The sequence below is a fragment of the Streptomyces sp. NPDC001858 genome (genome assembly GCF_053594615.1).
The window spans coordinates 1-23997 of record NZ_JBSFEV010000072.1 but is presented as its reverse complement, the minus strand read 5'-3'; the positions used below and the strand labels follow the sequence as shown (position 1 = coordinate 23997).

General features: G+C 69.4%; 19 protein-coding genes and 4 pseudogenes. 4 read left to right on the top strand and 19 right to left on the bottom strand.

Annotated elements, in window-relative coordinates:
• Nucleotides 1-91 precede the first annotated feature (91 nt).
• A complete protein-coding gene (locus ACWCPF_RS43970; protein ID WP_451050770.1) occupies nt 92-637 on the bottom strand; it encodes a ferredoxin in 546 nt (181 codons plus the stop codon).
• A gap of 245 nt (nt 638-882) precedes the next feature.
• On the opposite strand from ACWCPF_RS43970, the gene ACWCPF_RS43965 reads away from it, so the two are divergent.
• A protein-coding gene (locus ACWCPF_RS43965; RefSeq protein WP_451050769.1) for an IS5 family transposase occupies nt 883-1700 on the top strand; the annotation gives its coding sequence in 2 pieces (ribosomal slippage) (nt 883-1225 and nt 1225-1700; 819 coding nt in all).
• Here the strand turns inward: ACWCPF_RS43965 and ACWCPF_RS43960 are convergent.
• From ACWCPF_RS43960 to ACWCPF_RS43950, 3 genes and pseudogenes are all read right to left on the bottom strand, one after another.
• Complete coding sequence (locus ACWCPF_RS43960; RefSeq protein WP_451050768.1) at nt 1670-2503, bottom strand: transposase; 834 nt, start codon at nt 2501-2503, stop codon at nt 1670-1672. The two genes, ACWCPF_RS43965 and ACWCPF_RS43960, sit on opposite strands and share 31 nt — an antisense overlap.
• Nucleotides 2504-2592: 89 nt before the next feature.
• Nucleotides 2593-2799 (bottom strand): annotated as a pseudogene (locus ACWCPF_RS43955) (transposase); the annotation flags it as partial.
• A gap of 253 nt (nt 2800-3052) precedes the next feature.
• Nucleotides 3053-3241: pseudogene (locus ACWCPF_RS43950) on the bottom strand (ISL3 family transposase); the annotation flags it as partial.
• A gap of 352 nt (nt 3242-3593) precedes the next feature.
• Here ACWCPF_RS43950 and ACWCPF_RS43945 point away from each other — a divergent pair.
• Nucleotides 3594-3827, top strand: a complete 234-nt coding sequence (locus tag ACWCPF_RS43945; RefSeq protein WP_451050767.1) for a hypothetical protein — start codon at nt 3594-3596, stop codon at nt 3825-3827.
• Between the two features lie 128 nt (nt 3828-3955).
• Here ACWCPF_RS43945 and ACWCPF_RS43940 read toward each other — a convergent pair whose 3' ends face one another.
• Together ACWCPF_RS43940 and ACWCPF_RS43935 are read right to left on the bottom strand one after the other, a co-directional pair.
• Nucleotides 3956-4405 (bottom strand): SRPBCC family protein, encoded by a 450-nt coding sequence (locus ACWCPF_RS43940; RefSeq protein WP_451050766.1) that lies wholly within the window; start codon nt 4403-4405, stop codon nt 3956-3958.
• 38 nt (nt 4406-4443) lie between these two features.
• Nucleotides 4444-5050, bottom strand: a pseudogene (locus ACWCPF_RS43935) (MFS transporter); the annotation flags it as partial.
• Here ACWCPF_RS43935 and ACWCPF_RS43930 point away from each other — a divergent pair.
• Nucleotides 5005-5591: pseudogene (locus tag ACWCPF_RS43930) on the top strand (FMN-dependent NADH-azoreductase); the annotation flags it as partial. The pseudogenes ACWCPF_RS43935 and ACWCPF_RS43930 overlap by 46 nt on opposite strands.
• A 111-nt stretch (nt 5592-5702) precedes the next feature.
• Here ACWCPF_RS43930 and ACWCPF_RS43925 read toward each other — a convergent pair.
• The gene (locus ACWCPF_RS43925; protein WP_451050765.1) at nt 5703-6179 is read right to left on the bottom strand and encodes a hypothetical protein; all 477 of its coding nucleotides are present in this window, start codon (nt 6177-6179) and stop codon (nt 5703-5705) included.
• 115 nt (nt 6180-6294) lie between these two features.
• The gene (locus tag ACWCPF_RS43920) at nt 6295-6957 is read right to left on the bottom strand and encodes a TetR/AcrR family transcriptional regulator (RefSeq protein WP_451050764.1); all 663 of its coding nucleotides are present in this window, start codon (nt 6955-6957) and stop codon (nt 6295-6297) included.
• 79 nt (nt 6958-7036) lie between these two features.
• Here ACWCPF_RS43920 and ACWCPF_RS43915 point away from each other — a divergent pair, with 79 nt between their 5' ends.
• Entirely contained in the window at nt 7037-8443 is a 1407-nt protein-coding gene (locus ACWCPF_RS43915) for an FAD-binding oxidoreductase (protein ID WP_451050763.1), read from the top strand.
• Between the two features lie 697 nt (nt 8444-9140).
• Here the strand turns inward: ACWCPF_RS43915 and ACWCPF_RS43910 are convergent.
• The 11 genes from ACWCPF_RS43910 to ACWCPF_RS43860 all read right to left on the bottom strand — a co-directional run.
• The gene (locus tag ACWCPF_RS43910) at nt 9141-10088 is read right to left on the bottom strand and encodes a hydroxymethylglutaryl-CoA lyase (RefSeq protein ID WP_451050762.1); all 948 of its coding nucleotides are present in this window, start codon (nt 10086-10088) and stop codon (nt 9141-9143) included.
• 54 nt (nt 10089-10142) lie between these two features.
• Complete coding sequence (locus ACWCPF_RS43905; protein WP_451050761.1) at nt 10143-11396, bottom strand: CaiB/BaiF CoA transferase family protein; 1254 nt, start codon at nt 11394-11396, stop codon at nt 10143-10145.
• Between the two features lie 115 nt (nt 11397-11511).
• Nucleotides 11512-13224 carry a (2,3-dihydroxybenzoyl)adenylate synthase gene (locus ACWCPF_RS43900; RefSeq protein ID WP_451050760.1) on the bottom strand — a complete coding sequence of 571 codons (1713 nt, stop codon included), beginning with the start codon at nt 13222-13224 and terminating at the stop codon, nt 11512-11514.
• Complete coding sequence (locus tag ACWCPF_RS43895) at nt 13221-14504, bottom strand: hypothetical protein (RefSeq protein ID WP_451050759.1); 1284 nt, start codon at nt 14502-14504, stop codon at nt 13221-13223. The genes ACWCPF_RS43900 and ACWCPF_RS43895 overlap by 4 nt, the downstream gene beginning before the upstream one ends.
• Nucleotides 14501-15325 carry a VOC family protein gene (locus ACWCPF_RS43890; RefSeq protein ID WP_451050758.1) on the bottom strand — a complete coding sequence of 275 codons (825 nt, stop codon included), beginning with the start codon at nt 15323-15325 and terminating at the stop codon, nt 14501-14503. Before ACWCPF_RS43890 ends, ACWCPF_RS43895 begins: the two co-directional genes overlap by 4 nt.
• 29 nt (nt 15326-15354) lie before the next feature.
• Nucleotides 15355-15879 carry an acyl-CoA thioesterase gene (locus tag ACWCPF_RS43885; protein WP_451050757.1) on the bottom strand — a complete coding sequence of 175 codons (525 nt, stop codon included), beginning with the start codon at nt 15877-15879 and terminating at the stop codon, nt 15355-15357.
• The gene (locus tag ACWCPF_RS43880; protein WP_451050756.1) at nt 15876-17426 is read right to left on the bottom strand and encodes an FAD-dependent monooxygenase; all 1551 of its coding nucleotides are present in this window, start codon (nt 17424-17426) and stop codon (nt 15876-15878) included. The genes ACWCPF_RS43885 and ACWCPF_RS43880 overlap by 4 nt, the downstream gene beginning before the upstream one ends.
• Before the next feature lie 172 nt (nt 17427-17598).
• Nucleotides 17599-19947: a transketolase-like TK C-terminal-containing protein gene (locus ACWCPF_RS43875; RefSeq protein ID WP_451050755.1), complete on the bottom strand. Its 2349-nt coding sequence runs from the start codon at nt 19945-19947 to the stop codon at nt 17599-17601.
• A 347-nt stretch (nt 19948-20294) separates the two neighbouring features.
• On the bottom strand, nt 20295-21071 hold the full coding sequence (locus ACWCPF_RS43870) for a TetR family transcriptional regulator (protein ID WP_451050754.1): 777 nt from the start codon (nt 21069-21071) through the stop codon (nt 20295-20297).
• An 81-nt stretch (nt 21072-21152) separates the two neighbouring features.
• Nucleotides 21153-23606 (bottom strand): SpoIIE family protein phosphatase, encoded by a 2454-nt coding sequence (locus ACWCPF_RS43865; RefSeq protein WP_451050753.1) that lies wholly within the window; start codon nt 23604-23606, stop codon nt 21153-21155.
• A 229-nt stretch (nt 23607-23835) separates the two neighbouring features.
• On the bottom strand, nt 23836-23997 hold a 162-nt coding region (locus ACWCPF_RS43860), incomplete at its 5' end, for an acetyl-CoA carboxylase biotin carboxyl carrier protein subunit (RefSeq protein ID WP_451050771.1).

Sequence of the window (23997 nt, the reverse complement as noted above, 5' to 3'; positions counted from 1 at the left end):
GCGCTACGAGAAACGCGCCTACATCTACCTCGGAACCGTCACCCTCGCGGCCCTCATGACCTGGCTCCGCACATGATCCGAGAAACAGCGCCTAGAGCTCGGGCAGTCGGTCGGCCGGGGTGGGAGATCGGCGTTCCTGTAGCCAGTAGAGATAGATCTGCAGGTCCGTCTCCAGGCATCCGGCGTCGGTGCCGCCAGCAATGTAGGCCGCAAAATCCAGGGCACCCTCCACCGCTCGTTGGTTCGGGATCCACCGGTCGTACCGCTCCCACTCGTGCGCCTGGTCTCTCAGGTACTCCAGGATCCGCTCCCGGTCCCGCCACCACTCCCGGATCAACTCCGGTGTCCACCGCTGGTCTCCGTCCCAGGCATAGCCGTCCATGGGGTCCGCCTCTATGGCACTGAGTACGTCCCTCACCTCGTCCGGTGTGCGCGGCTGGCGGTATACATACTCAGTGAAGTACTGACCGCCGTAGTGGATGTGACGCGAAGCTTCGAGTCGACCTGTCGCGCAGTTATCCGTCTCAGCGCCGTACACCGGCCCCGGGACATTGAGCCACAGACGGTCCTCCCAGCGACCGTTACAGCTCGGGTACACCTGGAACAGCACCGCCGCCGCGTCGAAGTAGAGCGTCATGAGGGCAGCGTACTTTTACCCGAAGAGGTGAGAGTCGCAGCCTGAACTGTCTGACACCGAGTGCACACCCTGTCGGGTCTGGACGACCGAGCTCTGACGTCGAAGGTGCCGACCAGCAGCAGAGCCACATTTGCGCGAGGAACTAGTGGAGCAAGATCATTTTGCGGAGTAGTTCAAATCCGGCTCGACCGTAGAGCTGCCTCTTAGACCGTGTCCTATGTGGTGAGGCGGACGTTGGTTTCGGTATGGGGCGGGGTACATGGAGTTGGATTGTTCCGGACGGGCTGTGGGAGATCGCGAAGCCGCTGATCCCACCCTCGAGAGTGCGGCCGCAGGGCGGCGGAACGCAGGACACCCCTGATGAGACGCTGTTCGCAGCCATCGTCTACGTCCTGGTCAGCGGTTGCGCCTGGCGCCAACTGCCGCCCTGCTTCGGTATATCGAAGTCGACCGCCCACCGCCGGTTCCTGGTGTGGTCGAGAGCCGGCGTCTGGGGCCGCCTCCACGAAGCCGTGCTGCACCGCCTCGACGACGCAGGCCTCATCGACGTCACCCGCGTCGTCCTCGACACCGCCCACGTCAGGGCTAAAAAGGGGGCCAACACACAGGTCCGAGCCCCGTGGACCGCGGCAAGCCGGGCTCCAAGATGCCCATCCTGTCGGACGCGAACGGACTGCCCCTTCTCGTCGGCATCTCGGCCGGCAACACCCACGACAGCGAAGGGCTCAAGCCCATGATCGCCGGTCACCAAACGAGACACGACCCCCACCGCGGCCGCCACTTCAAGCCCCAGCGCCTCCACGCCGACAAAGCCTACGACCGCGCCGACCTGCGGAAATGGTTACGCGGCAAACGCATCGGAGTCCGGATCGCCCGCAAAGGCATCGAGTCCAGCGAACGATTGGGCCGCCGCCGCTGGGTGATCGAACGCACCATGTCGTGGCTGTCCGGCTACCGCCGACTCAGCCCCCGCTACGAACGCAATCCCCGCAACTACCTGGCCTTTCTTGGCCTCGCCGCCGCCATCTGCTGCTACAAGCGACTCGTCCGCCTCACCACATAGGACACGGTCTTAATCTTCTTGATGCGGTTAACGGCGCCCTCGATGCTGCCGGAGCTCCAGTCGAGGGTGAGGCCGGCTGTTACCGCGTCGAGGTCCCGGAGCATGTGGAGTGCAAAGCCAGTGAGGCCAGGTAGCTGGCTGGCGTCGACTGCGTCGATCCAGGTGGGGAGTGTGGAGCCGAGGCGGTCGGTGAGTATCTCCCCGAAGTCCCGGACATGTCCGGCGGCTGTGTCCAGCTCGGGGCAGCGGGCCAGGACCTCTTTCAGGCTGGCGCGGTCGTCCTCGCTCAGCGCGGTGGGGTGCCGGGTGAGCCAGCCGGTCACCTGCCGCACTGTCGGCGGCCGGAGCGGCGCCCCGGCCGGAGCCGTGCGCAGGGTGGCGATGTGGGCGCGAACCATCTGGTAGCTGACGGGCGCGTTGTCGGCGCGGAGTTCACCGTGGAGGTGGGTGACGCTGGTGCATCCCTCGCTGAAGCGCCGTTCCAGGTAGGGCTTGTAGGGGTCGAGTCTGCTGGGCCGGGGCCGGTTGTCGCGGATGGTGTCCTGCCAGCGTGCGGCGTTCGCGTACCGGAGGACGGTGTTGAGGCCCCAGCCCAGGTGCCGGGCGATCGCCCGACGTGAGTGACCCTGGGCGAGCATCTTGTGGACCAGGGCGTGTGCGGCCTTCTTCCGCTCAGCTCGCCGGCCGACCGGCTCCGCGCCATTCTGCGGCCGGTCGGAAGCCGGTGGGGTGTCCTGCGACAGCGTGCCGCTGGGCATCGGGTTGCGCAGGCAGTCACGATGGGCGGCGACGCAGGTCTCCACGGCCCGTCCGAGGCCCTGCCATAGATGGAACGGTCAGCGACCTGCAGGGCATCGGGGGCACCGCGGCGGGCGCCCTCGGCGTAGGCGCCGGCTCGGTCCCGGCAGATGATCTCCACGCCGGGGTGGCGGATTAGCCAGGCGGCCAGCGGTCCGCCCTCGCGGGTCGGGAGCACGTCGACCACACGATGGTCTTCGACGCTGGTCAAGACAGTGGAGTAGGTCTGGCCGCGACGGATCGCGAAGTCGTCCACGCCCAGCACCCGTGGAGTACTGAACTGCGGATCGGGCAGTGCCATGACCCTGCGTAACAAGGTCATCCGTCCCCGCGCTGAAGCCGAGCTGGGCCGCCAGCCGAGCGCCGGCCCGCCCCGCCAGGGCGAGCCCCACCCGTTCAAGGGTTCGGTTGAGCCGCGTGGTGAACCGGGCGTGCGGGACAGTCAGCCGGGAGAACGGCTCGGCGAACGTCCGGCGCTGGCAGTCCGCCGACCCGCAGATGAAACGCCTGACCGTCAGCCGGATCACAAAGTCCTGATCAGCGAGCGGAAGGTCCTTCAGCCGACGCTGGTAACGATCGTGGACCCGGCCCGAGAAGTGGCCGCAGTCCGGACAGGCCGCTGCGGCCGCCCGACCTCTCGCCACCACCTCGACCGTGCCGAACGCGGCCGTGACCGCCTCGACCTCCAGCTTGTCGATCCCCTCGAACACCAGCGAGTCCCAGAACAGCGCGTCGGTCTGCATGCCCAGCACCATCACCGCCCACCGTCGACCACAGCAGCGAACGGAATGCACCTGAGGGAGCGTCACTTCCGGTCGTCGTACAACAAGGCGTACGCCGTCTCGTACGAGCCAGACCCTCGCAATCGAACAATGATGTCACGCTCCGCGATGGCTCCCCAAGATCTGTGCCAGAACCCGGTTGTCACTGGCAAAGCCAGGGCCTCGAACGCCGCCGTGCGCGCCCTGGTACGGACCGAGTTGGCGCAGGCCGGTGGCATAAGGGCGGTCACCAAGGCGGGGGAGGGCCTCGGCGGGTTCGCAGGGCGGCACGAGCAGATCCAGAAGGTTCGCGCATCGCGGCTACTTCTGGGACGTGCTGCTGTACCGGCGGATCGGCCGGGACCGGTCGCTCATGGTCGCCCCTTCTGGGCAGCTGGAGTTCACGGCGACGTCCGAGGACGGGCGGGTCCTGGACACGCTCGGGCACGAGATGCGGCAGGGGAGTGCCCGCGGCGAGTACGTCAACGTGTCGGCGACGACGGCAAGCCGGTCGACATCTCCTGCACTGTCGGTACCGGCGGAGGTGATGGGGATCGCCGCCGAGTGAGTCGGCGTTGATCCGGAGTGCGCACCGGCGTGCTGCCTGACCCCGGTCCAGGCCGTGCACGAGACTCGTGGGCAATTCGCCGCGATGCTTGGGTGAGCCCCGGCTGAAGTCGCGCTGCGGCGGATGCCTCACTGAGCCGGCTCGGGCTTCTCGGCGTAGCGGGCCAGCCCTTCCGCCATGCCCTGCATGAACTTCTGGAGGTAGCGCGGCATGACCCAGCGCAACAGCCAGCTCGTTTCGTACTCGCCGTACCAGTGGATGACCGTGCCTGAGCCCGCTGCCGGCTTCAGCTCGATGCGCGCGTGATAATTGTGCATCGACGAATTGAACGCGCCCTCGTATGCCAAGAGGCGTTGCTCGACCTTCTCGGTCAGCCGCTCCCCGGTCACGATGCGTCCCGTTCGGAAAGCCCGGACGGCCCCCACGCCGTCGTCACCGCCGGGGTCGAGGCTGACCGACCGTGTCGTGTCCAGACTGTCCACCTTGGACCACAGCGGCCAGCTTGCGGCATGGACCAGCAGCTTCCAGACGATTTCCGGTGAGGCGCCGGTGGTCACTGTGACGTCGTATGCGTGCATGGTGAATGTCTCCTGAGAGTGGATGCGGGCGGCGTCCTGGCTGCGATGAGTGCGCCGACGGTCCCTGGGGTCAGGCCGACGCTCCGGACCAGGAAGACCACCTGGATTGACTGGTATCCCAAGAAGGGCCAGGTTGGAGGCGGCCTCGAAGAGTGCAAGCGTGCGAAACCAGGGGTCGACGGCGATCAGCCGCAGACCTTCTCGGACTTCACCGACCAGTGAATTGGGGCGATGGTCGGTTCTGGTGACGCGTGGCTCGCGATGCCGGATGCATGCGAGGCAGGAGGGAGACGAGGAATGGCGCGGCGTTGGCGAACATCCCGTTCACCGCACCCGTCAACTATGCGATCAGGCCGTCGGACCCGAGCCCGGCAATCTGCGCGGCGGGCGCGCTGCCGTGCAGTTTGGCGTTGCCATCGGGCTGGTCAGCGGGTTCCAGAATGCTGGGGAGACAGGCGCTGTAGGCGGTTTGGAAGAACGCCGCGTGCCCGTCAGCAGTGCGACGGCCAGCAGTAGTCCGATACTCAGCCGGCCGGACCATGCGGCGACCGGGACGCCGGCGAACAGTAAGAGGGAGACTGCGGCGGAGGCCAGCATGATTGGTCTGCGCCGCAGCCGGTCCACCCAGACACCGACTGGGGAACCTCAACGGCACAGTGATCTACCGGGAGCTCAACGCCGACCCGGTGCCGCACCTGGACACGGTTGCAGCCTCCGCGGCCTTCACCGAGCCCGCCGACCACACCCCGGAGCAGGCGGCGGCGTTCACCGAGCAGCTCAAACTGGTCGAGGAACCGGACAGCGCGGACGTCGTGCTCATCGGTGCCCCGATGTACAACTTCACGATTCCCTCCACGCTGAAGGCGTGGATCGACCATGTGATCCTCGTAGGCCGTACAGCTCTCGTCGAGGCGTCCGCGGTCAAGGGCACCTCGGTGTACATCGTGGCGAGCCGCGGCGGTTCATATGCCCCCGCCCCCCCCGTGAAGCCTTCGAATACGTCCAGAACTACCTGGAGGCGGTCCTCACCGAGATGTTGGGCGTGAAGGTCGACTTCATCGTTCCTGCGCTCACGCTGGCCCACTCCAACCCGGCCATGGCCGAGCTGATACCCCTTGCCGACGTGTCCAAGGCCATGGCCATCGAGGACGCGACCAGCAAGGGCAGGAAGCAGCCCTCAAGGCTTCCTGACGTCGGCGAACGGCCAGACAAAGGGTTCTCGCCGGCTTCGCAGGCAAGTGGCATCGACGACGAAGCCGGCGAGAGTCTTAAATATCGGGCGCGGCAGTTCGAGTGGTCAGAGACAGGACGGCAGACCGTTCACGATTGCGGTGACGGTGTCGTCGTACGCTGTGAGAACACCGAGGAATCCGGCCCTTCCCCACAGCGCCAGCCCCAGAGCGGCAACGAATGCGGCCGTCACGTGCACAGCCCTGAGGGGGTCCCCTCCCGGTAGCGCGCTCAGTGCCGACTGGTCCCCGCGGACCCACGCCCGCGCTGCCTCGGCAATCGCGAACTCATGGTGGGGCGGGGCCGTAGCGGCGACCTGGTCGGCATGTTCGACCAGCTGACCGGCCGTCCACCGCCGGCCGGTCACTTCGATGATGCTGACGGTGGCGCGCAGCAGGCCGCTCAAGACTGCGTACATCTCCATCCAGGCGACTGCGTCCAGACCGGCCAGCGCGTCCTCTACCGCGATGGTGTCGCGGTCTGCGTAGCCGCGGACGACGTCCACCGCGCGGTAGCCGGGGGGCTTCTGCACTTCATCGCTCATGCGGTTGACGCTATTTCCGGCCGGCGGGGCTGGAATCGGTCTCGAGGCCCAACGCGTCTCGGAACAAAGCCCTACGACCTGCGCCCCCACCATGCCGGCATGGTGGGGGAGTTTGTCACAGGCCGTGCACGGTCCGAAAGAACTGGTCGATCTCCCGGTGCCCAGGAGCCGGTTGAGACAGCGTTTCGGCGCCGGGGGCGCGCAGCCCGTCGAGGAACACGCCGACATAGCGGTCGGCCAGGTCTGCCGTGGGGCTGTCGTCCCCCGCGTCGGCCAGGCGTGGCGGAATCGAGTTGAGCATCAGTACGACGTCGTAGGCGGTCACGTCGTCACGCAAGGCTCCCGCGCGCTGGGTCCGAGCCACCAGGGTCTCCAGGGCGGTCAAGAGTTGTGTGCGGATGCCGGCCAGTTCGGGGCCCGGTTCCCTGGCGCGCCCCCGGGACACGGGGAACAGTTGGCTGCTGCGCAGGCGCACCATGTGGCGCACCACCCGGGTGAAGGCGGTCCACGTGGCCGGTTCCTCGGCCAGGGCGTGCCGCACCTCGTCCAGGCTCTCCTGCATCACCTTGATCGCGATGCGTTCCACCAGGGCGGTCTTGTTCGGGAAGTGCCGGTAGACGGTGCCCATGCCCAGGCCGGAGCGCCGGGCGACCTCGGCGATCGATGCCTGGTATCCGAGGTCGGCGAACACGTCCTGGGCGACCTGGAGGATCTGCTCGACGTTGTGGCGGGCGTCCGCGCGCAGCGGGCGGTCGGCAGGGGGCGTGGACGGGCTCATATGTCTCCGATGTTAGCCTGCAAGCTAACCGGAAATTGAATTTCCGGTTAACCGCGTGACCCCTGAGGAGGCCCCTGCCATGACCGTTTCTGCAGATCCCTTCGCCGACTTCCCTGCCGACTTCCGTGGCGCCGTGCTGCAACCCGGCGACGACCGGTACGACACCGCGCGAGCCCTGTACCAGGGCCGCGCCGCCGACGACGGCCCGGCGCTGATCGCGCAGTGCGCCGACGAGGACGACGTCGCGGCCGTCCTGCGGCACGCCTTTGCCCACGGCATCCCGGTGGCCGTGCGGGGCGGCGGGCACGGCTCGGACGGGTACGCGATGCCAGGAGGCGCGCTGGTCGTCGACCTCTCGGCGATGAAGGCGATCGACGTCGACCCCGACGCCCAGGTGGTACGGGCCCAGCCGGGCGTCCTCCTGGGCGAGTTGGACGCTGCCGCGCAGGAGTACGGGCTCGCCGTGCCCGCCGGTACGGTCAGCAGCACCGGCGTCGCCGGACTGACGCTGGGCGGCGGTATCGGCCACCTGATGCGCCGCTTCGGCGCGACCGTCGACAACCTGCTCGCCTGCGAGATGATCACCGTCGACGGCCGTAAGGTACGCGCCGACGAGGCCGAGAACCCCGAGCTGTTCTGGGCACTGCGCGGCGGAGGCGGCAACTTCGGGGTCGTCACCGCCTTCGAGTACCGCGCACACCCGCTCGGCCCCGACGTCGTCGCCGGACAGCTGATCTTCCCGTTCGACCAGGCCGCCGACGTGCTTGCCAAACTTCCCGCGCATATGGCCGCCGCGCCCCGCGAGCTGGGCCTGCTGGCGGCGATAGCTCCCGCCCCCGCCCTGCCGATGCTGCCGCCGGACGCGCACGGCAAGCCGGTGCTCGTCCTTGTGCCCGTCTTCACCGGGGATGTGGCCACAGCGGATGAGGTCGTCGAGTCGCTCGCCGCCCTGGGTCTGCCGGCGGCCAACCTGGTCACGAAGACGCTGTGGCCGCAGGCGAACAGCATGCTGGACGCCGTAGCCCCCTACGGCAAGCGCATGAACCTGCGCGGCGGCTACCTTCCGGTCCTGTCCGCCGACGTCATCGACACCCTGCTGCGCCATGCCGCCACCGCGCCGTCGAACCTCGGCGCCGCCACCGTCATCAACCTGTGGTGCATGGGCGGCGCGATCTCGGAGGACGTTGCCGAGGACGCCATGGCCTTCTCCCGTGAGGGAGCCGCCTGGCTGTGGGAGGCCGTCAGCATGTGGGACGCCCCTGAGCACGACACGCAGTACGAACAGTCGGCGAAGCACATCACCGAGGCGATGCGGCCCCACACACTCGCCGCCGGCTACACCAACCTCACCGACGACCGGGGCGAGGAGTGGCGCCGCGGAGTTCACGGCAGCGAGGCCAAGTACCGGCGGCTGCAGGCGGTCAAGGCCACCTGGGACCCGGACAACCTGCTCCGCTTCAACAAGAACATCGCCCCGACCGCCTGACGGCCCGCGAACAGGGGCAACGCACACACGCGAACGGCGGCCCGGCGCGCGGGCCTCGGCCCTCGGCCCGAGCCGGGGCGAGGAGCACCCGGGACGCCGCCTCGCCAACCAGATGCAGCGACCTCGAAGAAGGAACTCGCCTGCGACCTGGCACGGCGCGGTGCTGACCGCCGGATCGCGGAGCGGGGGAACACGGATCCCAGGGTGCCCGCGGCGCGGGCCTCCAGCCCCGCGCCCGGGAGACCTTCGCGGACTGACGCGTCCTCGACGCCGTGCACGCCGCGGGCGGCCCCTATCCGCTGTTCATGCGCCGGCCCGGCGGCACCCCACTCGACACCTGCCACATCATGGAACGCCACGATCCCACGCCCGACCGGCCCCCTACGGCGGGAGATGGATGCTGCCCCGGTGGCGAACCACGGAGATCCTCGGCGCGCACCTGGCGGAATTCGGTGCCGGGATCGGCTTCAACAACGAACCGACAGGCCTCCCGCAGGACGAGCGGGTAATGACCGCGACGGCGGACGCTCCACCGCAGGCAGGTTCCCGGGCTCGGGTTCGACGGCGACCGGCTCGGCTCTCCACCGATGCTCATCGGCGACGCGATCACGGACGGTCTCGGCCGCGAGCACGGCACATGTGGCTGACGGCTCTGGGCCGCTTGCGTCCCTCGCCCCGATCAAGGGTCCGAGACCTTCTACGTCCAGCTTGCCCTGGAGTGACTCCGCGCCGGGCTTCCCGATCTTCCGCCCGCCTTGAGTACGCCGCTGGGCAGGGCCCGGCCGACGGCCTCCTGGGCCAGACCTGCGGCTTCGACAAGGGAGTTCAGGTCGCACCCGGTGGCCACGCCCATGTCCTCGCAGAGATAGACGAGTTCCTCCGTGGGCACATTGCCACTGGCCCCTGGCGCGAACGGGCAGCCGCCCAGTCCGCCGATGGACGCGTCGATGTCGACGACGCCGATCTGCATCGCCGCCAGGATGCCCGCGAGGCCTGCGCCGCGCGTGTTGTGCATGTGCAGGCCGACGGGGAGACGAGGGGCGTTGTCCCGTACGGCGCCCAGCAGTTGGACCACCCGGAGTGGTGTGGCGGTCCCGATGGTGTCGCCCAGGCACAGGGCGTCGGCCCCCTGCGACACCGCTTCCCGCGCGATGTGCAGGACGCGGTCGGCCGGTGTCGGGCCGTCGAACGGGCAGTCCCAGGCGGTGGCGACGATGACTTCGCAGGTGCCGCCCGCCTCGTGCACCAGATCGGCGATCCTGCCGACCCCGGCGAGCGCCTCGGCGGTGGTGCGCTTGACGTTGGCGAGGCTGTGGCCGTCCGCGGCGGACACGACGTACTCGAGGTTGCGGACGCCCGCTTCCAGCGCACGGTGGGCACCGCCTTCACTCGCCACCAGCGCGGACCACTGGACGTCCGGCCACTGGTGCAGAGCGGCGGCGACCTCGCGGGCGTCGGCCATCGCGGGTACGGCGCGGGGAGAGACGAACGCGGTGGCCTCGATGCGCTTGAGCCCGCTGCGTACCAGCAGTTCCAGCAGTTCCAGCTTCCTGGCGGTGGCTATCGGGCGCTCGATCTGCAGACCGTCGCGGGGGCCGACCTCCCGCAGGTTGATACGGGGCGGCAGAGACAGTGTCGTCCTCATGGAGTTCGGTTCCTTCACACTCGTGCACTCGTGTCCGTAGGGCGCCGCGGTGTGTCACACGATCCCCTGATGGCGCAGCTCGGCGATCTCGTCCGGTCCGAGCGAGAGGAGCTGGCCGTAGACCTCTTCGTTGTGCCATCCCGGTTCCGGCGGTCCCGCCCAGCGCACGGTGCCGGGCGTTTCGGACAGCACAGGTACGACGCCGGGGCCGAGGACGTCCTCACCGAGGCGTTGGTCGTGATGGGGGACCAGCATGTCCCGGGCCCGGAACTGGGGGTCGGCGACGATGTCCGCAGCGGTGTACACCGGGCCCGCGACGACGTCCGCCTCCTCCAGCCGGGAGAACACCTCGTCGGCCGTCCGCTCGGACACCCAGTCGGCGACGATGGACTCGATCAGTTCCTGGTGCTCCCCGCGGGCCACATGAGTGGCGAAGCGCGGGTCGCCGGCCAGCTCGGGGCGTTCCATCACGGTGCACAGCCGTCCGAAGACCGTGTCCTGGTTGGCCGCCACGATCACCCACTTCTCGTCCTTGGTGCGGAAGAGGTTCGAGGGGGCGATGCCGTCCAGCCGTGTCCCCGAGGGCTGCCGGACCTTGCCGAGCCGGTCGTACTCCGGGATCACGGACTCCAGCAGGGCCAGCGACGACTCGGTCAGGGCCACGTCGACCACCTGTCCGTACCCCGTCCGATGCCGGTGGTGCAGGGCGGCGAGCACGCCCTGCACGGCGAACATCCCGGCGAGCGAGTCCCCGAGGGACACCGCCATCCGGGGCGGGGCCTGGCCGGGGAACCCGTTGATCGCCCGTAGCCCGCCCATGGCCTCGGCCACCGAGGCGTATCCGGGACGGTGGCGGTAGGGGCCCGTCTGTCCGAACCCCGACACCCGGGCCAGCACGAGGCCGCGGTTGGCCGCGCTCAGGCGGTCGTAGCCGAGGTTCCACTTCTCCAGCGTGCCCGGACGGAAGTTCTCGATCACGACGTCGGCCTTGCGCACGAGGTCCAGGAACAGGGTCTGTCCGCGCTCCGAGCGCAGGTCGAGGGTGATGCACCTTTTGTTGCGTGCGTGCACGGTCCACCACAGCCGGTGCCCGCGGTAGGCGTGCTGGCCCCAGTCCCGCAGGGGATCCGGGCGGCCGGGTGCCTCGATCTTGATGACGTCGGCGCCGTGGTCCGCCAGCAGCCTGCCCGCGAAGGGACCCGCGACGATGGAGCCGATCTCCAGCACGCGTACACCCGTCAACGCACCGTCGCCCACCCCGCTCTGTGAAGCCTCGGTGGCGTCTTCGGCTTCCGCATCCACCGGCATGACACTCCTTCGATCGTGTTCCGCCTCGGCAGGGGAGGCGCAGGAGATGGACCCGCAGGGCAGCTGAGGAGTCGTCAGGGCCGCTGCCCTGCGGGAGCTTGCGGCGCGTGCGTCACTACGGGTGTTCGGCGGCGAGAAGGTCCGTGATCCTGACCCTGAGAGCGCGCTTGTCGATCTTGGAGACGTTGGTCAGGGGGAGTTCCTCGCACGCCTCGATCCGCTCGGGCCACTTGAACTTGGCGACCCCGATCTCGTCCAGGAAACGCTGGACCTCGTCGAGTCGGGGGGCCTGCGCTCCGGGCTCGGGGACGATGAACGCGCAACAGCGTTCCCCGAGACGTTCGTCGGGCATGGCCACCACGGCAGCACGTGCCACGGCCGGATGGCGGACGAGCAGGTTCTCGATCTCCGCGGCGTTGACCTTCTCACCGCCCCTGTTGATCAGGTCCTTGATGCGGTCCTCGAACCGGTAGAAGCTCCGCCCGTTCTCCGGGACTTCGACGACGATGTCCCCGCTGCGGTAGAAGCCGTCGGAGGTGAAGGCCTCGGCGTTGCGATCCGGTGCCCGGAAATAGCCCCGGATGGTGTACGGGCCACGGGTGCACAACTCGCCCTGTGTGCCCGGTGGTACGGGGTCCTCGGTGCCGGGTGCGTACACGCGGACCTCGTCGAGCGGGCAGATCGGCGTTCCCACCGTGCGGTGCCTGAACTCGGGGGGCGACGAGGTGGGCGTGACCATGCAGAGTCCCTCGCCCATCCCGAACATCTGGATGATCCGTCGCGAGGGGGTCTCGAAGGCCGCCACGATGTCGGCCGGCAGCGGGCCGAGCACCCAGATGAACACGCGCAGCGCGTCCATCGACTCCAGCAGCCCGGGCTCGTTCGTCACCATGCTCGTCAGCGGCGGCGACATCATCGTGTGCGTGATGTGGCCGGCGATCGCCCTCAGCTGGTCCGGCTCCGGGGAGGCCAGCGCGAAGCAGCCCCCCACGGAGTGCGCGGAGTGCAGCCCGCAGACGATGCCGGCGTTGTGCACCAGCGGCAGGAGATGGGCGAAGCAGCCGGTGGAGTCCATGTCGATGGCCTCGGCGTAGGCCCGCGAGTTGTACCAGTACTCGGCGTGCAGCCGGGGGATCAGCTTGGGAATGCTCGTGGTTCCGCCCGAGAGCTGGAGTACGGCCAGGGAATCGGCGGGGATGGCCTTCTGGATCTCCTCCACGACGGCGCGGGCGAGGGCAGGATCATCCAGGCGGCCCGCCGCCTCCAGCGTCTCCAGGGCGACGGCACCCGGAGGCGGGGACGCCGCGCCGATGGTGAACAGCCACCGTAGCGAGGGCTGTTCCTGGGCCACTTCCGCGGCGAGGGCGACCAGGTCGTGGCTGCGGAAACCGGGCTCGATGAGGTGTGCCACGGGTTCGGCCTGGCGGGCGATCTCGACGATCTCGTGCCGGCGGTGCTGGGCCAACGTGGCCACCGGGATCAGCCCGGCCTTGAGCAGCCCGTACCAGGCCAGGACGGTCCAGAGGTTGTTGGTCGCCTGCAGCAGCACCCGGTCGCCGGGCTGCAGCCCGAGGGCACGCAGCCCGACCGCGATCCGGTCGGTGCGCCGGTCCAGTTCGGCGTAGGTGAGACGGGCGTCGGGGGTGAGAACCGCGGGACGGTCGGGGTACTCGTCCGCCACCGCGCGGAACTCCTGCGCCACCGTGCGGTCGGACCAGAAGCCGGCGGCACGGTAGCGGCGTACCGCCTCTTCGGGGTAGGGGACGATGTCGGGAACATCGCGGACATCGGGTTCCGAAGTCGGCGCTGACTCGGATGCGGTCTTCATCGGCTCGTGCGCTCCTCTGTCCAGGGAACCAGTTCGCGTACGGTTGCCGCGACCCCGGACTCCTCGCCCTCGGTGAGTGGTCTGCCGAAGTGATCGGCCCGGATACGCAGATGGGTGGCGTCTTCCGCCTTCAGCGAGGCCAGGGCGTCCTGGACGTCGCCGGGGAACACCGAGCAGTCGCCCGTGTACTCGATGACCAGGGTGGGGATCGTGACCCCGCTCAGGGAGCGGGACAGCGACGCGTTCGACGAGATGCCGGACCAGGTCGACAGCCATGCCTCCGGGGTGGTGAGGCGCCCGAAGCCGGTGACGCCGTAGTTGGACACCGAGGGCCGGGCGCTGATCACCGAACCGTAGGGCCGGTCGGAGGGGTCCAGACCGAGGTCGGTGCACCGGGGATCGGCGTCCGACCGGTACGCGGTGATGACCGGTGTCAGGACACTGCGCCGCCGGTCCGCCACGTCGCCCGAACCGGTCTTGAACCGCTTGCGGGCCGCGAGTTGGTCGGCGATGAGTTCGCGTGCCCGCTCGTCGATCCGCGCGACACGGGCCCGCTGTGCCGCGCGGTAGCGGTCGAGGAACTCGGCCGGGAAGTGCGAGCCCTCGGGAGCCTCGCCGAAGCCGTTCGCCGGGTGGTACGGGTCGAGGTCGGCGTCGACGGAGAACGGGTCGTCCTCGTGCGTGACCGAGGCGTCGATCATGGACAGGAGCAGCCGGCCCTGGCCGGGGTGCGGCGCGACCAGCACGAGCCCGTCCGGCGTCGGCATCGGTGCCTCACCCAGCTTGACCGGCGCACCGCCCGGCGTCCTGGTGATCCGGTCCGAGGGCGCGGTCAGCGCCTGCTCGGCGTAGAACGAGTAGAGGCCGGCGCCTCCGGAATGGCCGATCAGCACGATGTGCTCGAAGCCGCGGCCGCGCAGGAACTCCATTCCGGCGGCGACGTCCAGCAGCGCGGTCTCATGGATCAGCCGCAGGTCGTTGCCCACCTCGCGGCCGGCCTGCGCCCAGACCGAGTGTCCCGCGCCCAGCAGCCCGGGAATCAGCGGGTGACGCTGCAGATCCTGCCGCGGATGCATGAGGCAGAACACCGTGCGGCTCGCCGTGCCGGGCTCGTAGAGGGTGCCTCGGGACACCTCTCCGTCGTACGAGATCAGGGTGTGCAGGCTGATGGTGGTCTTGTCCGGCAGGGGCGCCGGATGCCAGTCCGAGGCCAGGGTCGCCTTGCCGCGGCCCGAGGGGACCCGGGTGGCCGCCGTGTCGGTCGTCGTGTGTGCTGTCATGCCTCGACCCTCAGTACGTTGCGATCGAATCGCGTGATCCGGCCTTCCAGGCCGCCGGCGGGCAGGGTGAACCACACGGCCAGGTGCAGCCCGGACGCCTTGCGGTCGATCTCGAACGGGCCCGCGCTGTGGATGACGACGTAGCCGTCGCGCGGTTCGACCAGGAGGCCGGACCGGCGGGCGAAGTCCACCGCGCCGCTCCACTCGGGCTGGTCGACCACGTGGATCGCGGGACCGCCGATCGGGGAGTTGGCCTGGGCCTTCGCCCGCCAGACGTCCTGGATGGAGGTGCCGCCCGCCTCCAGCGCCGTGGCCAGCCCGGCGAGGGTCCGCCGTGCGTCGTCGGCGTCGAGCCGGGTCAGCTCCCGCAGCGGACGGGTGAATTCGAAGAAGATCCCGTTCGGGTCGTCCACGTAGATCGACTCGATGGTCTCGTGTTCCACCGTCATGACCTTGTATCCGGCGGCCGTGAGCTTGTCGCGGTAGGCCAACAGGCTCGCCTCGTCGGGCACTTCGACGGCGATGTGGTTGGCCTGCCGCAGCACCTGGTGGACCGGCTCCGGGCGCGGCCAGCCGAAGTAGTAGAAGAAGGCGAGGGTGTCCCCGTTACCGATGTCGAAGAAGAAGTGGACCATGTCGGGGTTGTCGTCCTTGCCCCAACCGAGGGCCGGAACGGCTTGGACGAGGGGGAATCCGAGGAGCTCCCCGTAGAACCGCACGGTTTCGACCGGGTCCCAGCACGCGAAGGCGGTGTGGTTCGCCCCCAGGGTCCCGACCACGTTGGCCTCACCTTTGCCGGTGGCGGCCTTCTGGAGAAGCATGGCGCCTCCCTTCGGGTTCAGATTGTCTATCATGATGAATTTTCGACTAGCGTGTCAATATCCGGAGTGGGCGACGATCCGGCACTGTGCTCCTCCAGGCGCGCGACCAGCCCTTCGGGCAGCGGGAGGCTCTCCGGTGCCGCCCCCGACGTCCGCACGTACACCTGGGTGAGACGCATGTGCACCGCCGGCTTCGGGGCGCCGACGCGTGCGAAGTCGCTGCGGAACGTCAGCGAGCGCGTCGAGAGCCTGTCCAGCCACAGGGTGGCGTCCAGTTCGTCGTCCAGCCGGAGCGGGCTGTGGTAGCTGAGTTCGCAGTGCACGGCCGGAAGGCCGAACCCGGCGGCCAGCATCTTCGACGTCGGGAAACCCACGTCCGCCAGCCACTCGCTCGACATACGCTCGGCCCAACGGGTGGGTGCGGCGAAGTAGATCACCCGGGCCGCGTCCGTATCGCCCACCGCCACCCGGAACCGTCGGCGCAGGAGCGGTGCGCAGCCGTTCTTCCGTGGATCCGTCTTCCGTGGATCCGTTTTCCATGGATCCGTGGTCATGACTCGTCCGTCAGGTGGACCAGGTCCGTGCGCCCCGCGACCACTCCGTCGACGGCGTGATGCAGATGCGGTGAGCCGACGGCGACATCCACGAGGACGGGGAGCTCGGTTCTGATCCGCTCTCCCACGGCCAGGCGGTCGAGCACGGCGCTACGGGAATCCTCGCCGGTCAGGCGGATGACCTCGGCGCCTCGGTGCAGGAACTCCTGCGCCTGCTCCACAAGCTTGGCGCCCGCCGGCCCCCAGGCGTCGCCGCAGTCCGCCTCGACGGTCGCGGTGGTTCGCCCGGGAGTGTGGAGCCGACGGGGGTACCGGTGATCCGGCGTCTGAAGGGGCCGGCTGAGGACCCAGTCCGTGAGTCCCGAGCCGGGCACCTCGGCGGGCTCGACGCCGGCGAACTCCGCCAGGGCCCGAGTCGCGATCCTGGGGTCCGAGACCAGCAGGTCGTCCAGCGACACGGCGCCCGCCCGACTGAGGTAGGCCACGGCCATCCGGGCCGGGCTGAGGTGCTGCCGCACCTCGAACGACTCCCACCACAGCTGACTGCGCTGAGCGCGCTCCTGCAGTCGTGCGACCTCGGGGCGCCGGGACTCCTCGAAACGATCCAGGGCTGCTTCCACCGGCTCGTCCTGCGGGCCGTCCAGCGCCGCGGCCAGCGCTATCGCGCTCTCCATCGCGATCTTCGTGCCGGAGCCCAGCGAAGGGTGCGCGGTCGCCGCGGCGTCTCCGAGCAGTACGACCTTGCCGTGGTGCCAGCGGGCGCACCGCACGGTGTTGAACCAACCCCATCGCGAGCGGTTGCCCAGGAGGGATCCACCGCCCAGCTGCGCGGAGAACGCCTCGGACAGGTACCGCAGCGCCGCGTCGTCCGACTCGCCCTCGTCGGACCACTGCCGGTCGCCGAACCCGGCCCGGCTCACGGTCTCGGCGGACGCCTCGATCACGAACGTGGAGCGTGCCTCGCCGTACGGGTAGGCATGGGCGACGAACAGCCCGTCCTCGGTCTTCACGGGGATGAACACCCCGCCGTCGAGCGGTGCCTCGGCTCCGCACCAGATGAACCGGCCCCGGCCCGGGACGACTTCGGCTCCGAACTCCTCCGGGAAGCGGTTGCGGGTGGCGCTGGCGGCCCCGTCGGCGGCGATCACCAGGTCGGCGTCGTCAGGTACGTCGCCGACGTCGCACGAGTGGCTCTCCACCCGCACGCCCGCGCCGACCGCCGCCTTCAGCAGGAGCCGCAGCAGTTGCGCGCGACTGATGGCGCCGTTGTGGAACCGGCCGAGGCTCGCATCGCCCTGCGGCAGCCGGAAACCGCTCGACGAGAACGTGTACGCCGTGTCGACGATCTCCTGGTGCAGATCCGGGTCGGCGTGCTGCAGCGCCTTGAGGAGACCGCCGGTGAGGCCGACCGCGAAGCCGAACGTCTCCTCGGGCGGGTTCCTCTCGTGCAGGTGTACGCGCCAGTCGGGGTGTCGAAGGGCCAGCAGCCGGGCCGCGAACAGACCTGCGGGTCCGCCGCCAACTACATGAACGCGTCGAACTGTCATGCCTCATGGATACCGCAGTTTGTCACTGGCGTCAAGAATTTGTCGTTTACGTCAAACCTTGGACATGGAACCGCCGGCCGACTGTCGGGCAGGACAGGGCTCGGCCGGCGGTTGACCCGGTGCGCTCAGGGCAAGGTGCCGGTGCGGTGGCGCCTCGGAACCCTCACAGGCCTCAGTCGATGAGGTCGAGGGCGGCTTGGACCGCGCTGTCGGCGTCGATGCCGTGGTAGCGGTACACGTCGTCCAGCGCGCCCGACTGGCCGAAGCGGCTGACGCCGAGCGTCGTCACCGGCACGTTGTTCACCGTGGCGAGGAAGGCGAGCGTGTGCGGGTGGCCGTCGACGAGGGTGAGCAGGGGTGCGGCGCGGTCTGCCGGGAAGACCTGGTCCAGGATCCAGGTGGGGGCGTCCTCCTGGCCGCGGCGGGCGCGCTGGGCGCGGAAGAGGAGGTCGGGGCTGGTCACGCAGACCACGTCGGCCATGTGGCCGAGGGCGGCGAGGCGGTCGGCGGCGGCCAGACCCTCGGGGACCATGGCGCCCATCACGGCGATCGTGACGGCGGGGGCGCCGGTCGCCCGCCGTAGCGGGTAGGCGCCGGCGACCGTCTGGCGGCGGCGCCGCTCGCGCGCTGCCGGGTCGGCGGGCACGGCGGCCAGGCTCTGGTCGACCGGTCGGGTGGACAGCCGTAGATAGGCCGAACTGCCGTCGGGCGTGCCGAGGTTGGACAGTGACGCCAGCAGACACCACTCCGTGTCGATGCCGAACGCGGGCTCGTACGACACGCATCCCGGTTGCTCGATGCCCAGTGACGGCGTGGTGATCGACTGGTGGGCGCCGCCCTCCGAGGCGAGGGTGACGCCGGAGGGGGTACCGACCAGGATGGACTGGCCGCCCGCGTAGATGCCGTACGACCAGGGCTCCAGGGCCCGGTTGACGAACGGGTCGTAGACCACGCCGATGGGCAGCAGCGGTTGTCCCCAGCGGCTCCAGGTGGCGCCCAGCTCACCCAGCAGGCCGACCAGGTTGGTCTCGGCGATGCCGAGTTCGACGTGCTGGCCGGTCGGCTTCTCCCGCCAGTGCAGGATGGTCTCGGCGTCGTCGGCGAACCAGTCGGTGCGTTCGGCGGACGACCAGACCCCGACCTTGTTGAGCCAGCCGCCGAGGTTGGTGGAGGAACTGACGTCGGGGCTGACGGTCACGATCCGGCCCGCTGCGTCCGGTGCCTTGCGGGTCAGGTCCAACAGCGCGCGTCCCAGGGCCTGCTGGGTGTTGCCGGTGCCGCCGGGGGCGGGGCGGCCGAGGTCGGTGGGGATCGCGGGCGGCGGCAGCGTCTCTTGGTGTGGCCGGCGCAGCCGTTCCGCTGCCGCCTCGCACAGCGCCGCTTCCGCGGAGCCGTCGGGGAAGTCGCGCCAGGGGGCGTCGAGGTCCTCGCCGAGCAGGTCGGCGAGTTCCGTCATCTGCTCGCCGGTCAGGAGGGTGGAGTGGTTCTGGGGATGGCCCTCGGTGGGCAGGCCGTGGCCCTTCACGGTGTAGGCGAAGATGACGGTGGGGCGGGTGTCGTCGATGGTGTCGTAGGCGTCCAGCAGGGCGCCGAGGTCGTGGCCGCCGAGGTTGCGGACCGCTCGGTGCAGGGTCTCGTCGTCGACGCCCGCCAGGAGGCGGGTGATGGGTTCGGCCCCCGAGCCGGTGCCGGGCAGCCGGTCGCGCAGCTGCTGTGGGGTGCAGCGCAGCAGCCGCTGGTATTCCGGATTCTCCATGGTGTCCAGGCGCAGGCGAAGCTCGTCGCCGCCGGGCCGGGCGAAGAGTTCCTCCAGGAGCTGCCCGTACTTGAGGGTCAGCACCTGCCAGCCGGCCGCGGCGAACATACCGTGCAGCCGCTCCGCCGCGGTCCCGGGCACCACACGGTCCAGGGACTGCCGGTTGAGGTCGACGACCCAGACGATCTCGCCGAGGCCGGCCACGGTGGGATCCTGAACGGCCTCCCAGATCGCGCCCTCGTCCAGTTCTGCGTCGCCCAGCAGGGAGTACTGCCGGCCGGTGCCGGCGCCGCCGAACCGCCCGTCGACGTAGCGCCGGGCGATGGCTCCCCACAGGGGTGCGGTGGCCCCGATGCCCACCGACCCGGTCGAGTAGTCGACGGGGTCGGGGTCCTTGGCGCGGCTGGGGTAGCTCTGCAGGCCGCCGAAGGAGCGCAGCCGGGTGAGGTAGGCGGGGTCGAGCTCGCCGAGCAGGTAGTTGATGGCGTGCAGCACGGGAGAGGCGTGCGGCTTGACCGACACCCGGTCGTGACGGGTGAGTTCGTGGAACCACAGGGCGGTCATGATGGAGGTCATCGAGGCGCTCGACGCCTGGTGGCCGCCGACCTTCAGCCCCGAGGGATTGGGTCGCACCCGGTTCGCGTGATCGACGATCGCGGTCGAGAGCCACAGCACACGCCGCTCGACATCGCCGAGAACCCGTAGCAGCTCGCGCCGGGAGTCGTCCTGTATCCCCGGATCGGCCGAAGCGACATCCATGGCCATGACTTGCCTCTCTAACTCCCCGGCGAGTGAGGTGAACAGCGCCGCGGTCGAATTCCATGTGCCGACCGCCTCCTGCGCGGTCGTGGACGGTGACCGTTCGGCGGGGGTGGTGGCTCGGCGAGAAAGGGAGAATCGCCGCATAATCGCGACAGTCAATTATCTTACGTGCCTGTTGAGGAACGTCAAGTGTCGAGGTCTGGGCGGCATCGTGAGGGAACGCGGCGTCGACGGCCCGCGCCCGGAGGGCGGGGCCTCGTTCAGTCGGTGATCGAGGGGCGGCGCGACGCGCGACCGAGTGGTGTCGAAGGGCTGGCGGATCGTCCGCCGCGCTCCGCGGGTCCGGGGTGCTAGGAGTCGCCGCGGGCCTGGTCGCCGAGCGTTCGCTCCAGGCGGTGGAGGTCCTGGCGCAGCAGTGCGAGTGCGGCCCCCGGCCCTGGTGTTCCGCAAGTCCGCGGGCTCGCCTGCTGCACCATGGCCACGGCCAGCTCCGCGATCTGGTCCGCGGCGGCGTCCTTCTCGGTGGAGCCGCGCTCGCCGCCCGGGTGGTACCACCAGGCGACCCAGTTGCACATTCCGGCCACCGCGAGTGCGGCCGTTCGCGTTTCGACCGGGCGGAACTGTCCTTTGAGCACGCCTTCGTCGATCACCTCGATGAGGTGGCGCAGGGTGGCTCGCTGGGCGGCCCGATGGGCCTCGGCAACGGTCGGGGGGAGATCCGCTTCCGAGCGCAGCAGCAGTCGGAACCGGTTCGGCTGGTCGGCGCGTTGAAGGGAGATCAGGCGGGCGATCCGGCGCAGCCGGCTCGCCGGGTCGGTGTCGGAGTCCGCGGCGACTGCCTCGATCTCCGCTGCCGGTCCTTCCGTGATCTGTTCGACGAGCCTGGCGAGCAGTTCGTCCTTGCTCTTGACGTAGTAGTAGAGCGCAGGACGGGTGATGCCCATGGCCTCGGCGATGTCCCCGAGATGGGTGCCGGAGAAGCCGCGCTCGGCGAACAGCCTGGACGCTTGCTCGAAGATCTCGTTCTCGACGAGCGTGCGCCGTGTCGAAAGCCGACCTGACGAACCCCTCTTCGCCCTGTGGGCGGGCGCGGAGTCGCCTGCGGTCTTTCGCGCGCTCTTCGTCATGAAAGCGATAGTAGCCAGGTCGGACCAGTTGCCGGAGTGAAACTTCGTCATTGGTGGCGAAGTTTGGACATCAGGGTAAGCTCAGGGGAGTGCTGGATGCAGCAACTGTTCGGTCCAGATCGTCTTTCCCGTCGGGGTGTACCGCGTGCCCCAGCGCAGGGTGAGTTGAGCGATGAGGAACAGGCCGCGGCCGCCTTCGTCATCGTTGGCGGCGCGGCGCAGGTGGGGCGAGGTGTGCCCCGTGTCGGAGACTTCGCAGATGAGATTGCGGTCGCGGATGAGGCGAACACTGACGGGGCCGGCGGCGTAGCGGATCACGTTCGTGACGAGTTCGCTGACGACGAGCTCGGAGGTGAAGGTCAGGTCCTCCAACTGCCAAGCCGTGAGCTGATCCGTCACGCAGGTGCGGGCTTCGGCGACGAGGGTGGGGTCGGCCTCGAATGTCCAAGCGGCTACATGCTGCTCATCGAGAGCCCTGGTGCGGACCAGGAGCAATGCTGCGTCGTCACTGATCGGCTCGGGCAGGAGAGTGGCGACCGCCCGCTCGCAGAGATCTTCCAAGGGCTGCCGGGGTTCGGCGAGGACCATGGCCAGCTGTTCGAGTCCGATGTCCACGTCGCGGTTCCGGGACTCGACCAGTCCGTCCGTGAAGAGTGCGATCAGGCTGCATTCGGGCAGGTCGAACTCCACGGTGGCGAAGGGCAGGCCCCCCAGCCCCAGAGGCGGTCCGAGGGGCAGCTCCGGGAACGTGACGCCGCCGCCGTCGGCCCGGACGATCGCGGGCGGCAGGTGGCCTGCACTGGCCATGGCGCAGTGCTGGGCGACAGGGTCGTAAACGAGGTACAGGCACGTCACCCCGACGGCTTCTTCCACGTTCGCTTCACCGTCGGGTTCCTCGTCATAGGAGGGATCCCCTATCAGGGCGTCGAGCCGCGTGAGGAGTTCGTCGGGCGCCTGGTCCAGCTGGGCGAGAGCACGGACGGTCGTGCGCAGGCGCCCCATGGTGGCGGCGGCGCGCAGGCCGTGCCCCACCACATCGCCGACCACGAGGCCGACTCGGGTCCCGGACAGAGGTATCACGTCGAACCAGTCGCCGCCCACGCCGAGGCCGGTACTGGCAGGGAGGTAGCGGTGGGCGACCTCGACGGCGGTGAGCTGGTCGGGCACGTGCCTCGGCAGAAGGCTGCGCTGCAGCGTGAGCGCGGTCGCGTGCTCACGGGCGTAGCGGTGGGCGTTGTCCAGGCAGAGGGCGGTACGCGCGGCCAGCTCGCGGGCGAGCGCGATCTCTTCGGTGTCGAAGGGGTCGGGAATGCCGGCTCTCAGGAAGGTGACCACCCCGAGCGTCAGATCCCGGGCGCGCAGCGGCACCGCCAGCCGCGAGTGCACACCCGTCTCGGCCCTGTCCTGTGCGGTTACGGTCACCTCGGACGTGTCGTCGGACAGCTCGTCCCGGGCCGTTTCGCCTGTGGCAGGGCTGCGGGCTTCGGCACCCATGGACGGATCCTCGACCGCTTCCCCGACCGCCGCGTCCGATGCGAGCCAGTGGTCCCCGACGGAGCGCCGCTCCACGCGCCGGAAGGCGGAGTGGAGGCGGGCCGACCTCGGTTCGAGGTCATCGCCCGTGAGGACGCTTTCCAGCACATCGACGGTGACGGCGTCCGCGAAACCTGGGACCACCACATCCGCGAGATCCCTCGCGATCCGGTTCGCGTCCAGTGTCATACCGATACGTCCGCCCGCGCGGACCAGCAGCTCCAGTCTCTGCTGGGCCCGGTAGCGGCTGGTGATGTCGACCGCGTAGCCGCAAACGCCGAGGACGCGCCCTACCGCGTCCTGCAACCGGAAGTAGGCGCAGGACCAGATGTAGTCATGCACAGGGTCCCTGCGGGATCGGCCCCGATAGTGCACGTCCAGCATCGGTTCGCCATGGCTCAGCACCTGGGACAGCAGTGCTTGCAGGTCGGAAGGATGCTGCTCCGAAATGACCTGGCCCTCCAGCAGGATTTCCTCGAAGGTCTTCCCGGCGATCTGTGCGAGGGGCATGCCGAGCGAATGCTCCACCGAAGCGTTGGCCCAGGCCACGTTCCCGCTGGTGTCGAAGATGCACAGGTTGACCGGCGACTGGGTGGCCAGCCCTTTGAGCATGGACTGGTGGGCTTCCCAGCGGCCGAGCTCCTCCGCACCGGTCGCGGTCATGATCCACGCAGCACTACCGGCGGCATCCGCCAGCGGGCACAGTGTCATCGCCACCTTGAGGAGATGGCCTGCGCGGTGGCGCACCTGAACCTGGTCGCTGCGGGCGATCGAGCCGCGCCGCCGTCGGGAGAATTCGAGCAGCGGCAGGGCGCCCGACCGCACCGCGAGCAGCTCGTCCGCGGCACGCCCCACCGCCTCCGCCGCCGGGTAGCCGAGCAGCTTCTCCGCCGTGGGGCTCCACCCGATGACCACCCCATCGGCGTCCAGCACAGCCATCGCCGCCCGCACGACGCCCGAGGGATCACGCAGGTTGTCGTCGACTTCTTTCCATGCTTCCATCGCGCCCTGCCGTCCGGCCGGCTCAGGGGATCCATCTTTTCGCAGCGCGCCGGCCCCTTCGGTGGCGAGCCGGCGCTTACATTGTCGCTCCGCGTTCGTCCGGTCGCCCGCAGCGGCGCTGCGGGCTGCTGATGAGCTTGGACGCTGACCCGGAGCCGGCGGATCCCCGAGTACCCGCGGAACCAGATTTCTCTGCTGTCCGGGGCTCCGTGGTCCGCGTTTCTACGGTTCAGTCCTTGATCTCGCAGATGGTTGCGCCCGACGTGAGGGACGCGCCGACCTCGGCCGCGAGGCCGTTGACCGTGCCGGAGCGGTGCGCGTTCAGCGGCTGCTCCATCTTCATCGCTTCGAGGACGACGATCAGGTCGCCCTCCTTGACTTCCTGGCCCTC